Origin of the sequence: Aquabacterium sp. CECT 9606 (genome assembly GCF_918741295.1) — a bacterium.
Taxonomy (GTDB): Bacteria; Pseudomonadota; Gammaproteobacteria; order Burkholderiales; family Burkholderiaceae_C; genus Aquabacterium.
This window is the reverse complement of sequence record NZ_CAKKNB010000004.1, coordinates 526,106-541,738: the sequence shown is the minus strand read 5'-3', so window position 1 is coordinate 541,738 and position 15,633 is coordinate 526,106. Positions and strand designations below refer to the sequence as shown.

Here is a 15,633-nt window from a genome sequence, read left to right as displayed (position 1 = left end):
CGCTTCGCGCTCCGGTGCGGCTTACCTGTGGCGTTAGGCTTCATAAATGGCTCCCGACTGGCTCGTTTACTGGATGACACGCCCCGCCGGGCTCATCGCTATCGCGTTTGCTATTGCAGCGCCGTTCGCAATTTGGCGGCTGGTGCTCGGCCGACGGTTCAGGCCTGCGGGATTCGCTCCGCTCGCCGCTGGCTATTCATTTGCGGGACTTGGTCTCGTCCTAGCTACTTTTACTTGGTCCTATATTGAGTTCACCTCGCGAGTAGCAGCCGGAGGCCTCGTTGAGTCTCAGAGATGGACAATTGTCCCGAGTTGGTCGCTGTATTTCTCGATTTTGTTACTGACTATCGCGCTGCCAATCCTGGGTCTTCTGGCGGTTCCCGCATCGGCTTGGTTAGTCCGCAAGAATTGCCTCCAGTACAGCACCATGGCGGTTTCCATCGGTGCCGTCTGGGCTGCCCTTTCTTTGTTCATCTGGTCTTTGCCAGGCAACGAATGGCACCGCACCCATCGCCTTGAGTCATTGGGCATGTCGCTTTCGATCGCTGGCATCAGCGTAGTCACTGTTGGGTTGCCGTTCATATTCGGTATTTTTCTTGTCGCCCGTCGCCGTGCCAAGACCACTGCCCAGTAGGCTGGGCGCTTGGCCGACTTTTGTGAACACTCGACCCTAACGCATCAGGAGTGAACTTGCTCTACCCTGCCTTCGCTCCCCAGCCTAACAGGTTGGTCAAGCCGACGCCCACAAGCTCCGCTTGTGGGTGCCCTCCGTGCTTCGCACTCCGGCGCGGCTTACCGCGGGCGTTAGGCTTTTGGCTGCCTTCAATCAGCAATGTGGCGAAGTCTGACCATTGATTCTTTCACCGTTTAGTCGTGGCCAGCGCTGCTTTCTTTTTGTACTCAAGCGTTGCGCGCATTTCTAGGCACAGATCAACAGGCTTCGCAGGTCACGACTTGGTGGCTTGGCAAGTTTCAATCTGGCTGTCTGTCCTTCGGCAGCCTGCTCACCACCGTGCAGCACCAAAGTGCCATACGCCATCGCCTGGTGGCTGTCCGTCCTGAGGCGGCCAGTGCACTGTGGTGCCGTGGCAAGCCACCGCACATGGCATCCCGCAGTCATGACCAAAGGCCATCACTGCCTGGCGCTTTTCAAGCTTTGCGGCGGGCTTTGCAAGCAGCAGGCCACAAGTTTTAGTGAACCGGCCCGCCTGTCGGCGGTCTGCGAGTATTCGCCGGTTGGCTAGGCGCACGGGCATCAGGCAGAATCTCTGTAATTCAAGCCAAGGGGGCCCAGGCGTGGCAAGGTCAAACATCTATCAGCAAAGCAAGGTCGGCTTGTCCTCAGCAGCTGTTCCTTCTCGCCCCAGCCTAACGTGTCGGTCAAGCCGACACCCACAAGCTTCACTTGTGGGTTCCCTGCGCGCTTCGCGCTCCGGTGCGGCTTACCTGTGGCGTTAGGCTTTCGGTTCTCTTGCCTTTTCTTCCTGGCAAGGTCTTGGGCCATGAAGCTTCAATCGCTTGCTCGTCTTTCGGCGCTGCTTTCTTTGCCTCTCATGCATTGCGCATTCTGGCCAGGTCCGGCGCTAACAAGCGAAGCAGTTCGCAGCCGGGCAGCGGAGCAAGTCTCCATCTGGCTGTCTGCCCTTCGGCAGCCTGCTCACCATCGTGCGGCGCCAAAGTGCCACACGCCATCGGCGGCTGGCTTTCTGTCCTTCGGCAGTCAGCGCATCATCTCGGCCCGCACCGGTTCTCATGCGCATTTCAAAGCCATCGATGATTCAACGAGCATAAATCCGCGCCGCTGGTTCACAGTTCTACGCCCGTCAGGCACAATTCCATCCAGTCACACAAAGGGAGTTTTGGCGTGCACAGGTCAAATGCTAGTCAGCAAGGCACTGCTCGTTGCGGATCATCCGCTGGTCCTTCTCGCCCCAGCCTAACTTGGCGTTCAACAGGGACGCTGATACCCTGCATCGCTTCGCCGTCGCCACGCGGGCGCCCGTTAACTTAGGCGTTAGGCTTTTGGTTGCCTTCAATCAGCAATGTGGCGAAGTCTGGCCATTGATACTTTCAACGTTTAGTCGTGGCCAGCGCTGCTTTCCTTTTGTACTCAAGCGTTGCGCGCATTTCTAGGCACAGATCAACAGGCTTCGCGGGTCACGACTTGGTGGCTGGGCAAGTTTTCATCTGGCTGTCTGTCCTTTGGCAGCCTGCTCACCACCGTGCGGCGCCAAAGTGCCATACGCCATCGCCTTGTGGCTGCCCGTCCTTCGGCGGCCAGTGCACTGTGATGCCGTGGCAAGCCACAGCACTTGGCATCCCGCAGTCATGGCCTTTGGCCATCACTGCCTGGCGTTTGCCAGCTCTGCGGCGAACTTGGCAGGCAGCAGGCCACAAGTTTTAGTGAACCGGCCCGCCTGTCGGCGGTCTGCGAGTATTCGCCGGTTGGCCAGGTGCTTTGGCATCAGGCAGAATTGCAATCAATCCAAGGGAGTTTTGGCATGCCAAGGTCAAACATCTGCCAGCAAAGCAAGGCTTGCTTTTTCTCACAGGCGGTTGCTTCTCGCCCCAGCCTAACGTGTCGGTCAAGCCGACACCCACAAGTTTCACTTGTGGGTTCCCTGCGCGCTTCGCGCTCCGGTGCGGCTTACCTGTGGCGTTAGGCCTCTAACATCATGGCCCCATTTGAAGAAAATTGCCCCATTCCATCGACGCATGAGAGGTGCGCTGAAGCTCGATATTTTCTGATTCAATGCTTGATCAACTACCACCTGCCTCAGCCGTTCCTTCACAACCTAAATGCATTCATCCAGTCTTTCCGAAATATCACTTTTATGCTGCAAAGCGAAGCCAGTGAATTGAATGGGTTTAAGGCTTGGTACGAGACAAAACAACAGGAAATGAGGAACATGCCAGCTCTGCGCCGCTTCGTGGAAGCTCGCAATATAGTGGTTAAGCAAAGCTCGCTCACTTCAAAAAGCAAAGTGGCTTGCGGCCTATTCAGAGGGCGCAGAATGAAGCTATCAATGAATGCCGACATCGAACCGTTTGCCGAGACGAGTAGGCTTCTAGAACTCACAGCAGAGTTTGTGGGTAAATTATTTCTAGGCGGCAAACATGAGCAGGTTGGCGAACAAGCAGGTGTTGAAAGAACTTGGGTAGTAGAAGAACTAGGCGAAGGTGAAGTCATTTCCAAGTGTGTTGAAGCAATGAATTTCATGCTTGCTTTGGTAGAAGAAGCTCATCACCTTTTAGGTGGCGCCTCTGGTCTCAAAGGTCTTTCGGTGGACATGCAAGATTTCAGCGTATTGCTTGAAAGCGATGTCGATTCAACATTACCCGTGAAGTGGGGCTGGGTGGGAACATGAGTTCACATATCACTTACAACGCTGTGCCTTCGTGCCGCGGCCTAACTGGTCGTTCAACAGGACGTCTACCAGCTTCGCTGGTATCCGCCTGTTAACTCGGGCGTTAGGCTTTTAGCTATCCAACATGCACTCATTACAACGAACACTCTGGATTGCAGGTCAAGTCGTGGCGGTACTGGCCCTCGCATTCTTTGGATCAACCACTCTGGGTTGGCTAAGTTCAGTGCCTCACGATGTGGCTATACAGCGCTTTGGCACAAAGACGCCTGAATGCGCTAGGGTATCGCCACCTGCAAGAGGGCTCACCACGCCAACATGCTTTAAGTATGGCTCTATCGAGACGAACCCATTTCTGTTTTCAAGCTACATGCTTGCATCAATCACAGCAATGGTCTTTCTCCATTGCTCTGCCAAGCCGAGAAGAGGCCTAACCTGGCACAGGACCTGGCCAGGCTAGCTATAGTTTTTGCAGACACTCAGAATGAAAATCAACCTGAACATGCCAACACTTCTGGCACTGGCTACCAGCCTAACTTATCGTTCAACAGGGACGTCAATGCTTCGCATTGCCGCCCGTTAACTTTTGCTACAAGGGCTTCTCCATCTGTCAAACAATAGCTGACCCAAGGCTCGCGCAGCGAGCCAACATCATCAAACAATGCACAACGCCGACGCAGATCAGGCGAGCAAAGGGAGCGACAACAAAGTGCGGACTGGCCAGACTACAAACGGTCATGAACACGGCAGTTCAGGTGCCGCAGACCCTGATGCAAGACGCACGCGGGCGACCCATTTGTTAGCCGGCAAGCGCACACGCGCTGCCCACGAGTTAAACGGTTACTGCCCGCGCAGGTCCAACCTGTTGTCATCAACGCTTGCCGTCACGCGGCGGAAGTATCTCTGTCTAGTTCGGCATCTCGAAGGCCTCGCCTCGTCGCAGCACGGCCCAGGCCATCCGGACGTTCTTGGCGGCAATGGCGATCACCGCGCGCCAGTAGCCTCTTCGCTCGGCCAGCGCCTTGGCCCACGTGCTGATGCGGTCGGCCTTGCCAGCCGCGGCGTTGAGCACGGCCCTGGCACCAAGTACCAACAGGCTGCGCAGGTAGCTGTCCCCGGCCTTGGTGATGCGACCCAGCCGACTCTTGCCACCCGAACTGAACTGCCCCGGCGTCAATCCCAGCCAAGCCGCGAATTGCCTGCCGCAGCTGAACTCATGCCCGTTGCCCACCATCGCCACGATCGCCGATGCCGTGGTCTCGCCGATCCCGCACAGCTTCATGAGCTGACGCGCCCGCTCGTCTTCGCGGGCCATCTGGGCAATGTGCCGGTCATATTGTTCGATGCGTTCATCGAGCCGATGCAACTCGCTCAGTGCGTCGCCAATGGCCAGGTTCGCCCAGCCAGGCAGTTCCTCCAGGCAGGCGCCGGCCTCGCGCCTCACCGTCGCCGCCTTCAGCGGCAGGACGATCCCAAACTCGGCCAACAGCCCCCGGATGCGGTTGATGGTGGCCGTGCGTTGCTCGATGAGAGCCTTGCCGCATCCGGTGCACGCTGAGCTTGCCCTGTTGCTCAAGACTTTTGACTGGCACGAACCGCATGTTGGGCCGCTGCACGGCCTCGCAGATGGCCGCGGCGTCGGCCGCATCGTTCTTGCCTCGCCTGCCGCTCATGCGGTACGGCGCGACGAACTTCGGCGCCATCAGCCGCACCGTGTGGCCCAAGCCGGCGAACAGCCTCGCCCAGTGGTGGGCGCCCGAGCACGCCTCCATGCCAACGATGCACGGCGGCAGCGCCGCGATCATGCCCACCAACTTGTCGCGCGCCACTTTGGGCGCCACCAACACCGCCTTGCCATGCTCATCCACACCATGCAGCGCAAACACGGACTTGGCGAGATCGATTCCAACGAACAAAATAGCCATGGACTTCTCCTTCCGAATGAAACAAAGATGAGTTATTCGCACTTCCCATCTTGGTCTTTCATGACCGGTCGCCGCAATACGCGGCTAGTTCGGGACGGGGAAGTCCCTTTCATTCGTTAGGCTTCTCGAAAAGGAACACCGTGCCAATCTTTGAACGTGCGTCTGCATCGGACATCCCTGCACTCAGTGAGTTGCTATCGATTCTGTTCACCCAAGAAACTGAGTTCAAGCCAGACACGGCAGCTCAATCCAAAGGCTTATCAAGCATCATTAGCAACCCGGATCTTGGCGTCATCTTGGTTGCTCGCGAAGGCAATTCCATCTTGGCAATGGTCAACCTGCTGTTTACCATCTCTACCGCAATTGGCGAGCGTGTTGCGCTTCTCGAGGACATGGTCGTATCCCCTGGCGCCCGTGGCTCAGGCATTGGATCTGACTTACTGAATCACGCCATAGACCTCGCTCGCCGAAGTGGCGTCAAACGCATTACGCTACTCACGGATCATGAGAACACATCAGCGCAGCGCTTTTATTCAAAGCACGGTTTCTCCCAATCAACCATGTTCCCTCTGCGAAGAATCCTCGCTTGAAGCTATGCGTACCTCAACCTATCAATCATTTGCCCCCAACCTAATTTTTCGATTAGGCCGACACCTACAAGCTTCGCTTGTAGGTTCCCTCCGTGCTGCGCACTCCGGTGCAGCTTACCTGTGGCGTTAGGCTTCAATAATTACTAGCACCAAGAAGACATTCACACTTGTCCAAATTCTGAACAATACGACCTTATGCGACCTACATTTAGAAAGCTTTCCGGCTACGCAATCGTTACCACTCTTTCAGCGCTGCTGCTTCCAGCATGCAGCACAAACATCAGTCGCACCACCACAAGACCAGAACCGAACGAATCCATTATCGTTTTCGGCGTAAAGCCAGACAACGCTAGGCTATCTTTGTTCCCTGGCGAAATCGTCGATGGCAAGTTCAAGCAGAATGTTCTTCTAGACACCTTCGCCAAGATTCATGATGTTCCTAGCAATGGCTATGTCACCGCCAAAGTGAAGACAGGTCAAGCCTTGGCACTTACATCGGTTCAGATGTCTATCAATGGCACGCTATGGGGTCCGCAATTTTCGTTCTGCAATAACCCCAAGCTCCTTTCATTTGAGGTCCCCTCTGGCAAGATCGCCTATGCCGCAGATATTGAGTTCGTGCAAGTAGGAAACGTGCTTCGACCGCGCGTTACCCAGGACATTGAATCGGCGCGAAAACATATTAAAGAAAGCTATCCCAATCTAACGGACGAGCTTGTACCACTGGATCTCCAGTTGATACCCGCATCGAGGTGCGAAGGACCAGCACCACAAACCATCAATGTTTACGTACCTGGGCGTTGACGGCATGCAAGTAAACCACTGTAGGCTTGTAAGCATCCCCGGCTAGAACAGCTAGTACTACACAATGCGCAACTCAACCGAATTTGCACATAGCACCAGCCTAACCGCAAAATACTTCGCATCGTTGCCCATCAACTTTGGCGTTAGGCCTCTTGGCGGACTCAGAAATGAAAGTGCCTATGCGATACCTACGAATCGGAACATATTTAGTGTGTGCAATAGCGATGCACTCAACTAAAGCTAGTGGTCAGGCTGAGTCGCCGAGCCTTGTTGTATCGAAGAATGGCACTCACGTCTCAGATCTGCGAAGCAAACTGATTTGGTCCCGGTGCGTAGAGGGCATGCAGTGGGACGGCAAGACCTGCACGGGCAAGCCGACACTCGCTAGTCACGCTGAGGCTCTTTCGCTTGCCCGCGCACGGGCAGAGACCGAAGGCTTGAGTTGGCGTGTCCCGCGTGTCAAGGAACTTCAGCGCCTGGTGAACACCGAGAAAGAAGAGCCGGTGTTCCCCGCAGCACCACTAGGTTGGCATTGGACAGTCTCTGCCAACATTGATACTAGGCCTATTAACCAGTACGACTATGGGAACATTGGGCGAGGCATAACGGAGCAAAGCGTGAACCGTATGGCGTTCTTGCATGGCTGGGCCGTAAACATGGGCTCAGGACAGGCGCGTGGCGATATTTCAAAGCGCACGAAATTGCCAGTACGTTTGGTGCGGCAAGAAAATTGAACGCCCACAAAGTCAAAATGCATATGGTGCCTTCGCCCAGCGGCCTAACCGTTTGGTCAAGCCGACACCAACAAGCTCCGCTTATTGGTTCCCTCCGTGCTTCGCGCTCCGGCGCGGCTTACCGCGGGCGTTAGGCATCACCTTCAACCACCATAAATCTTATGAAGAAACTCATACTTTCACTTTTTGTTCTCTCAATCTCTGGCTGCGCAGTTTACAAACCTGTTCCTGAAAACTATACGGGGCCGATCGCCACCGTCACTGACAGTGGCCGGTCAGAGGACTCAACCAAAGCGCAAATATTTGCTCTTACAGAAATTGACGGCCACAACATCCGAAGCAGCTTTCAGACAAGCCGCATAGCAAGTCAAAACCAAGGCCCCATCCTTTACTTAAGCTTGACGAAAAGGCAAGTTCCAGCAGTTCCCATGAAAGTGAAAATTCGCGGCAGTCATGCCACAGGAGCGCCCATACACGAGCTTGCCAGCCGAGCTGTTGGGACGTTCCATGAAGTAGAAGGAACTGTTGACTTCACGCCTGAGCCGAATGGCAATTACATGGTCGTCGGTACTTTGTCGAAGGAGTCCTCAAGCGTCTGGATTGAGGATGCAAACAGCCACCAGCCTGTAACCGAGAAAGTAGCAAGCAAATGAGCACGTGGCTGCCGGCTTGATCAGCAACGTTTTGCCCGCCTCATCAATGCCGTGCATTGCAAAAACGTTCTTGGCCAAATCCAGGCCGATGGCAATAATGCTCATGACTTTCCCTTCCGAATGAACCGTCGATGGAAACGTTGCACTTCCCATCTTGGTCCTTCAAGACCTTTGCCGCCAATACCCGGCGGATAGTTCGGGACGGGGAAGTCCCTTTCATTCGCTAGGCCCACTCAAACACACATCATCATGCGATTGCTTCGATTCTTCATCGCCCCAGTAGTAATTGCTGTTTTGTCGGCCTGTGTTAACGTTCCGTCAGATTACAAGTTTGACGACAAGAAGGTCGTCGGCGTAGTGATAGGTTCGATCACCTATGAAAGTGGGTTGGGGCTCTATCGTGTCCTCGTCACTCCAGAGAACGGCGATAAGACTTACTTTCTCCAGGCTGGAAGTGGTGACTGGTACCCATTTGTAAAAAATACTGACGAGGATCTCCAAGCAAAAGGTGACACCTTTGCTGTCGAGTTGCCCACCGGAAAATACGTAATCAAGTCCTGGCAAGTTCGCCAAGGTGCGCGTACAGCCAACTCATCCATGCCCATCGGAATTCCATTTTCGGTAGAAGCAGGCAAGGCTATATATTTGGGTTCCTTCAATTGGTCTCCAGACTGGGAGAACGTATCTCTTAGGGACAAGTCCAATAGAGACCTTCCAATCATCAAAAAACGATTCCCGTTTCTAGAGCGCACACCTTTGGCGTTAGCAATCACAAACGGCGCAAAAATCGATGGCCTTGGTGGCGACTATCGGTACAGGTACGACATATTTATTCCTGTTCCCGTCGCACCTAGATGAGAGCAATAGCTGCATGAGTCAATCAACTAGCTCAGCATCTTTCACCAGCCTAACTGGTCGTTCAACAGGACGTCTTCCAGCTTCGCTGGCAGCCGCCTGTTAACTCTGGCGTTAGGCTTCTAGGCATGACTTCGTAGAGAAATTCAGTTTGACGACGCCACCCTTACATGAGGGGGCAGCTTCGAGGCTCACATCGCGTATATTTACAAGCAGTCGATTGAACCCTCAATTCAACCGAAAAAACACAACCATTGGGAGGCGGACAGTATGTCCATAGTTTGCATTGGCCTCCTGTATTACAAGGACACCTCATGGCCAAGTTGATCACCGCCTCGATAGCCACCGCATTGTCGTTCGGATCCTTCACTGCTTCAGCGCAGTTGACCAAGCTGGAAGCCTTTGCGGCGCCAGGCGGTGTCAGCCAGTTGGCTTACTCAAGCAATGCCAACAAATTGGTAGTTCGCAACTCCGCTAGTGCTATCAAGGTCATAGACCTAACGTCGCATAACATCGTATCGACGGAAATGGCCAATGCCCGCTTCACAGACATGTCGCTGTCACCTGGCGGGCTGGTGCTATACGCCGCTGACTATGCTGGGGAACACATTGGCTATAGCGAACCGCTTGGTCAGCACTATGTGCATCGCTTGGATCTTGCCACTAACACATGGGCGACGCAAACAACCAATGGCGTTGCAGGCCGCATTGAGACTGTGGATGATCAGCGCTTCATTTTACAGTCCACTGACCAATGGATCAACTTTGGTGTCAAGCAATGGGGATCCGGCGGAGCGATCGACAATGTAGGCAACACCGTCTCATGGAGCGTGTATAGCGGCAACATTCAATACGACGCCACGCACAGCCGTGTGATCCACGGCAGTTCAGGCATCAGCTCCCCCGAGTTGAGCGCATTCAAGCTCACCGGCAACACCCTCACCCCTCAGGAAGGATCAGGCACCTACGGCTCTGCCTATGTTCCAGGTGCGGGCAACGGCGCATTGCTTTCATCCAATGACGCCTACGTATACTACGGTGCCCTACAGTTCGATCCACTGGACGTGCATGCCTTGCTTCGTACATTTCCGGAGCAAATTCTTGGCGCCAATTCCCTCTATGCATTCAGTGCCAGCAATTACTACAACCAGGAAACCGGAGCGTTGATCGGCAGTTTAGGCGGAGTCTTTTCAGCCTTTGCCTTCTCGCGCACCAGCAACGATTTTTGGGCATTCGACGGAAGCGCCAACCAACTGGTGCATTTTGCTAGTTCCGTACCGGAGGCATCGACGTGGATGATGCTCAGCATGGGGTTGGTTGGCTTGGGTTGGGCTACACGTCGCCGCAACTGCTAGGCCGTCTAATCAAGCGGGCCTTGGATCCATGCGCGGTGCAACACCCTGCTTTCGCGCCGCGGTCTAACTGGTCGTTCAAGTGGGCAACAATGCTTCGCATCGTTGCCCCTTAACTTCGAGGCGATTGCCCAACTTTTGTGGACACTCGATCCTAACGCTATCGGAGTGAACTTGGCCCATCCTGCCTACCCGCCCGAGCCTAACTGTAAGTTCAACACGGACGCTAACACTGGCCATGGCTTTGCCATTGTATTGGCCAGTGTTGGTGCCCTACGCGCTTCGCGCTCCGGCGCCGGTTAACCTTGGCGTTAGGCTCTTCATAAAATCCATAGATGCAATGCGAATGACTTGTAAAAAATGCGCAACGATCAAGCAGTTTTCGATCCCAAGCCCATCAAAGCTAACTGAGGCAATTCGCTACTGCAAAGAGCTAGTTGCATCAGGGACTCTCATCCAAAGCATCTATTGGCCAAACATTGGACTGGCTTCTACGCAGATGCCATTCAACACTGGTTGACCAGACCCCCTCAGATCCAGTGGCAGATTAATAAATCTGCTAGCAAATGATTTCCATTCCATTTATCCTAAATGGAACTGCTGGTGCAGTCGCCAACTAGCGATGGCTAAGGCCGAACGTGCACGCTGCAAATAAACTTAAGAATTGCATTTGGACAATAAAGCTAAAGTTTGCATTTGATGCAATGCGTAGCTTTAAGTCACAGAACCCGCATAAAACCTAGGTTCCTGGCGGAAGCGGTCACTTTCAAACCGCTCACGCAGCCTTGTCCTTTGTGCGGGCAATACGCGACGGCATACGAAGAATGACGGCAGACGACTGCGGACTGTCAACCCGAAGCATCACCCGCTTGATGCTCGACAGGTGGCAGCCATACCGCGTGGCCAACGCAGGCATTAAGTACTGACCGCTCTTAAACAACTGCACGCACTCAGCCTCTTGCGCCGGGGTCATGCACCGTGGTCTGCCAATCTTCGCACCGCGCAAATAGGCCGCATCCTGACCGGCCATGCTTCTTTCCCTGATCAATGACCGCTCAAACTGAGCCACAGCGCCAAGCATGTGCATCATCAGCTCACCAATCGCGGTGTCAGTCTGAATGGCTTCGGTCAAGCTCTTGAAGGTCGCGCCGACCGCCTGAATCCGAGCCAGAATTCTCAAGAGGTCTGCCAGGCTTCGCGCGAGGCGATCAACCTTGTAAACCATCACCACGTCACCGGCCTGAAGCCCGTCCAACATGCGCTCAAGAACAGGCCTACGAACCCCTGCACTGCGCTTTTCCTGATGCACCGTAGTGACCCCTGCCCGCTTCAATGCGTCAAGCTGTAGCGTGGTCTCTTGCTCAGTTGACGAGACCCTTGCATAACCGATCAGCACAAATCCCCCTGCTTACCCCCCAGCCTCACTGCACATCCAAAACACCCCCCGGCCAGGGTCAACATACAAGGTGTTTTCTCCATCATGACCACCGCAAGCACTATGCACAAGGGCGATCAAATCAGCGAACTTCTCACGTGCAAAAAGCATGACTTGAGGACGAGGAACGCTGATCCCCTCAGAGACCCAAAAGCGTTTTTTTCCCTCTAACTCTTCGCCACCTTCGTCAAAGGCTTTTGACACGTATTTGCTGATATAGCGGGCAATCTTGAAGCTTCTGCTCTTGGCGTGAAACTTCCGTTTGGCCTCATCAAAATTCCCACCTAACGTGCCTACAACGGAGCGCCAGATTGCACGCATGACGTTCCAGCTTTTGACCTTGACACCATGATGCTGCAACAACGCAGGAAGTCGATGCGTTGCGATATGGATGTGATAAGCACCTCGTTTCTGGCGCTCAAGAGTCGCCACATAACTGAACGCGGGAATGAGCTTGCGCACGCGCCTGACAAAGGCTGTCCAATGCTTGGCGACCAAATCACGATCAATCACGTTTTCTTTGTAGGTCAAGGTAAACAGGGAATCAACGCCCATGACCTTGCACTTCTGGCGGACCTGAGTCTTCGCTCTGCGCCCTGCCCGTGCGCGGTTCTCTTCGGGCGTGAGAGGCGTTTTTAAAGGGTCCTTGACACCCCACCAGTGGGGCAACTCTGAAAGGGTCCTGTGCGTGGTTATCGACGCTTCCTTATGACCATTTCCCAGATCTGTTAGGGAAACTCTATAGAACTCTTGATAACCATAGGCGACCTTGTCGCCTTCGGTCAAACGGGGTAACATCGCTGGCATGGGTGACTCCGATCTAGTTGCCTGTACCGAGCCCTTCAAGGTTGCAGCCTTGAGGGGCTTTTTCTTTTCTGAACCACCGAGGCAGTGAGCCAGGGGGTGAATACAAGATGTGTCCTTAAGATAAATCTAGGCCGGCTGCGCCGGCCTCGTGCCCTAGCGGCCCCGGGCCGTCGCTTCCCGCCCATCTCATACCAACTGGCCGCCGTGTCCTTTGGCACTCTGGCAGCTGGCTCATTTGATAAGGGTGGGTTTGACACCACGCAGCCCGCAGCAAGGCCTCTACACCGGCTACGCCGGTCACTAACTCGACCACTGGCCGCAACGAGCCCCGGTGTCTGTCTTGACTGAATGAGGCAGGGCAAGGTCAGCCCGGTATACGGTTGTTTTTGCCATGCCGCAGGTTCTGACCATCTGCGATCTGTTCGGCCAATGGGCGGGCGCTGGATGGGGTCCAACCGGGTGTAGCGTTGATCAGGCCTGATGACGGCTCACGCGTGGCAACAGGAGCCATTACCGGGGGCTTGTTGACCTGCACACGCTCCTGGCCCTTGTTCTCGTCCCAGGCCATGAAGAAACCACCGGCCACAATGCCTTCACACAGGGCTTTGTCGGTCTCAAGCTTGGTGCCCTGCTGGGTGTAGCACTGACACCGACTTTTGCCCTGAACACAGGCCGCAGGGTAAGGCGCCCTCACCGGCTTTGTGACCTCGTCATAAACCGGCGCGGTGTAGGCCAAACCAGCAACTCGCGGCTGGAACTGCTGGACGTACTCAGCGGGCGTCAAGGCCTTGCGCTGGTAAGACCCAGGCCCCGGCGAAGAGATGCCAGACACGTTGAACGAGTCAGACGCCGACGCTTGCTGCTCTTTCTTCGGTGACACACGAGACTTGTACAAATAGGTAGCGCCGAGGGCAAAAACCAAGATCAAGCCCAGCAGATACCAAGCTTGGCGAGGGATTCGAACTTTGTGCGTGTGCACCTCAGCCGACTTGTAAAGGCTGAAAACATCCTTCGGATATTTCCATGTCCGCTTCAATGCATCGGCTGAATGCTTGTCGCAATTTTCCTTGACCTTCGGGTACTCATGGACAGTGGCCGCATGCATGCCAAACATGCGATGAAGGTGGAAATGGCGCCCTGTCAATCGCCTGATGTTTTGATCGATCAGCATTGGGTGCTGGGTGATCAGATAGATGTCAACGCCTAGATGCCGGTGGGTCTCCATTGCGGCAATTTCAGGCGGGACAGTAGCACCGTTTGCGCGAGGCCTAAAAAACCGCTGAGCTTCATCGATGACCATGATGGAGTTAGGCGGCAGGCTCATCCAGTCGCGTGCATCGTGCTCGATCCACGGCAGCTTGATGTCAGTGATACCAGAGTAATAAACCTGACGTTGATCCTTTTCGGCGAGCTTGCGCAGTTCGTCAATGGTGAACAAGGTCTTACCACTGCCAGGAACACCAGTGATTAACACGATCATTTGAGCACCATCTTTTTCAACGAGTCAGAGGTAAGGCCAGACAAGACCAGCCTTGCAGCGAAGGCGGACAAGATCACCGAAAGGCCAGCGCCAACTTGCAACGCAGAGAGGACCTGTAACGCTTCAGAAGGCAACGAACCCATGTTCGAGGCCACCTGGGACTTGAGCCACTCCAGTGACGCATTCAAGCCCTGATAAGTAACGTAGGCGATACCAAGACTGACGAGAACGCGACCGACGATAGTGCCGACAGCACTAACGAGCGCGCCAACGAGAGCAGACAAGAAGACAGGCATATCAATCTCCCTTGAAGACGATGAAAGCAGCGGCCATATAGCAAGACGCTAAGAAGGCAGCGCCGAGCATTTGCAAGTACGGGCACCAGCTTGAAAACGGCAATGTGTACGAGCTACCAACGAAAGTGAATGTCTTGTCAGAAATGCATGAACCAGAGGAACCGAACATCGGAACCGAACTGATCATTGAAGACAACTGAAACGGAATTACTCCAGCGTCGTTAGCTGGATGTCCATCAGGACGATTACCGGCACCGATAGCGCTGTTACCGGCAAAAACGGTTGAATTCTGTGGATCAGTCTTCATCGAACACGACAGGTCATACGAAGCTTGTGCTTGAGCGCACTGCACGGCGTCCCCCTTGCATGTGAAGCCACCGGCACAAGCCCCGCCCCACTGGCTTTCATCATCACCTTTGCAAACTGCTGCCTTTGGATTGGCCGCACAGAAATCGGACATGGGCTCAGTTTTGGTTGAGCTTTTCTGCTCACTTGAACCATCAGACTTTTGCGTGCTGGTGGTCGTTGTCGTTGTGCACTGAGAACCTGAACACTCAGTCTTTGTCGTCGTAGTTCCGCTTTCACCCGACGTTGTTGGCGAAGATGCACCGGACGCTGCAGAGCTGGCAGCAGATGCCGAGCTGGTCACACTCTCTTGAGATTTACTGCTGCAAGGAACGCAAGTCGTTGTGCCATTGATCGTGCCAGGGCACTGACCCTTTGCGACACACGACGCATCAGTGACGGGGGCTGACGCCGCAGTCTCAGGAGCACCAGGGACGGTAGAAGAAGGATCACAGGCTGCACCAGTGGCCGTGAAAGGACCCCACTGATAACACTTGCCATTGGCACACACCGCAGGCACCGTGCCACCGGGCTTCCACACACAACCTTGCGTGCCTTCACCAATACAAATCGTTGGATTTATAGAAGACGCAACGTAAGCATTTGTGCCATCACCCTCAACAGTGCCAGCAGGCGGGCAATCATTCACCGGAACCAAATGCCGACACGCCATTTTTCCTGTCGCACTATTGAGCAACAACTCACCTGTAGAACAAGAAGGAGAGAGCGAAAAATTACCTACATACCCACCGTCACAAGTTGACCTACACGCAGCACGACCATCAGAGTCATATCCATTAGTCGTCGCAGTGCAATATGTGTTGTTACTAGGCCCCGAAGAAGACGAACAAGCTACAGCAGCACTACCGGTAACACCAGTGAAAGGGTTTTGCCAGATTGGATCAGTCCACGTGTACTCAGCACGCGCCAAGGATGGCAGGACAATGCACAGCAGAAAAATCAATCGCGAAACAAAATCCATAGAACCCCCA

The 15,633-nt window shown here is 54.4% G+C and carries 13 protein-coding genes and 1 pseudogene; 8 read left to right on the top strand and 6 right to left on the bottom strand.

The features are described 5' to 3' along the window. Window positions 1-46 precede the first annotated feature (46 nt). Both LQ232_RS19750 and LQ232_RS19745 read left to right on the top strand, forming a co-directional pair. Window positions 47-634, top strand: a complete 588-nt coding sequence (locus LQ232_RS19750; RefSeq protein WP_230182097.1) for a hypothetical protein — start codon at window positions 47-49, stop codon at window positions 632-634. A 2,122-nt stretch (window positions 635-2,756) separates the two neighbouring features. Continuing rightward, window positions 2,757-3,368: a hypothetical protein gene (locus LQ232_RS19745; RefSeq protein ID WP_230182096.1), complete on the top strand. Its 612-nt coding sequence runs from the start codon at window positions 2,757-2,759 to the stop codon at window positions 3,366-3,368. A 904-nt stretch (window positions 3,369-4,272) separates the two neighbouring features. Here LQ232_RS19745 and LQ232_RS19740 read toward each other — a convergent pair. Then, window positions 4,273-5,290, bottom strand: a pseudogene (locus LQ232_RS19740) (IS110 family transposase). Window positions 5,291-5,430: 140 nt separating this feature from the next. Between LQ232_RS19740 and LQ232_RS19735 the strand changes: the two are divergent. The 6 genes from LQ232_RS19735 (at window position 5,431) to LQ232_RS19715 (ending at window position 10,281) form a co-directional block, all read left to right on the top strand. Beyond that, window positions 5,431-5,880, top strand: coding sequence for a GNAT family N-acetyltransferase (locus tag LQ232_RS19735; RefSeq protein WP_230182095.1), 450 nt, complete (start codon window positions 5,431-5,433; stop codon window positions 5,878-5,880). A gap of 195 nt (window positions 5,881-6,075) precedes the next feature. Continuing rightward, window positions 6,076-6,684 carry a hypothetical protein gene (locus tag LQ232_RS19730; protein WP_230182094.1) on the top strand — a complete coding sequence of 203 codons (609 nt, stop codon included), beginning with the start codon at window positions 6,076-6,078 and terminating at the stop codon, window positions 6,682-6,684. Between the two features lie 167 nt (window positions 6,685-6,851). Next, complete coding sequence (locus LQ232_RS23705) at window positions 6,852-7,418, top strand: DUF1566 domain-containing protein (protein WP_371820325.1); 567 nt, start codon at window positions 6,852-6,854, stop codon at window positions 7,416-7,418. 161 nt (window positions 7,419-7,579) lie between these two features. Further along, window positions 7,580-8,071: a hypothetical protein gene (locus LQ232_RS19725; protein WP_230182408.1), complete on the top strand. Its 492-nt coding sequence runs from the start codon at window positions 7,580-7,582 to the stop codon at window positions 8,069-8,071. 249 nt (window positions 8,072-8,320) lie between these two features. Then, window positions 8,321-8,929: a hypothetical protein gene (locus tag LQ232_RS19720; RefSeq protein ID WP_230182093.1), complete on the top strand. Its 609-nt coding sequence runs from the start codon at window positions 8,321-8,323 to the stop codon at window positions 8,927-8,929. Between the two features lie 311 nt (window positions 8,930-9,240). Then, the gene (locus LQ232_RS19715; RefSeq protein ID WP_230182092.1) at window positions 9,241-10,281 is read left to right on the top strand and encodes a PEP-CTERM sorting domain-containing protein; all 1,041 of its coding nucleotides are present in this window, start codon (window positions 9,241-9,243) and stop codon (window positions 10,279-10,281) included. A 772-nt stretch (window positions 10,282-11,053) separates the two neighbouring features. On the opposite strand, the gene LQ232_RS19710 is transcribed toward LQ232_RS19715, so the two are convergent. From LQ232_RS19710 to LQ232_RS19690, 5 genes are all read right to left on the bottom strand, one after another. Continuing rightward, on the bottom strand, window positions 11,054-11,674 hold the full coding sequence (locus LQ232_RS19710; RefSeq protein WP_230182091.1) for a recombinase family protein: 621 nt from the start codon (window positions 11,672-11,674) through the stop codon (window positions 11,054-11,056). Window positions 11,675-11,686: 12 nt separating this feature from the next. Further along, on the bottom strand, window positions 11,687-12,520 hold the full coding sequence (locus LQ232_RS19705) for a hypothetical protein (protein ID WP_230182090.1): 834 nt from the start codon (window positions 12,518-12,520) through the stop codon (window positions 11,687-11,689). A 364-nt stretch (window positions 12,521-12,884) separates the two neighbouring features. Then, window positions 12,885-14,000: a zonular occludens toxin domain-containing protein gene (locus LQ232_RS19700; protein ID WP_230182089.1), complete on the bottom strand. Its 1,116-nt coding sequence runs from the start codon at window positions 13,998-14,000 to the stop codon at window positions 12,885-12,887. After that, a complete protein-coding gene (locus LQ232_RS19695) occupies window positions 13,997-14,296 on the bottom strand; it encodes a DUF2523 domain-containing protein (RefSeq protein ID WP_230182088.1) in 300 nt (99 codons plus the stop codon). The genes LQ232_RS19700 and LQ232_RS19695 overlap by 4 nt, the downstream gene beginning before the upstream one ends. Window position 14,297: 1 nt before the next feature. Continuing rightward, window positions 14,298-14,756, bottom strand: coding sequence for a virulence factor TspB C-terminal domain-related protein (locus LQ232_RS19690; protein WP_230182087.1), 459 nt, complete (start codon window positions 14,754-14,756; stop codon window positions 14,298-14,300). Between the last annotated feature and the right edge of the window lie 877 nt (window positions 14,757-15,633).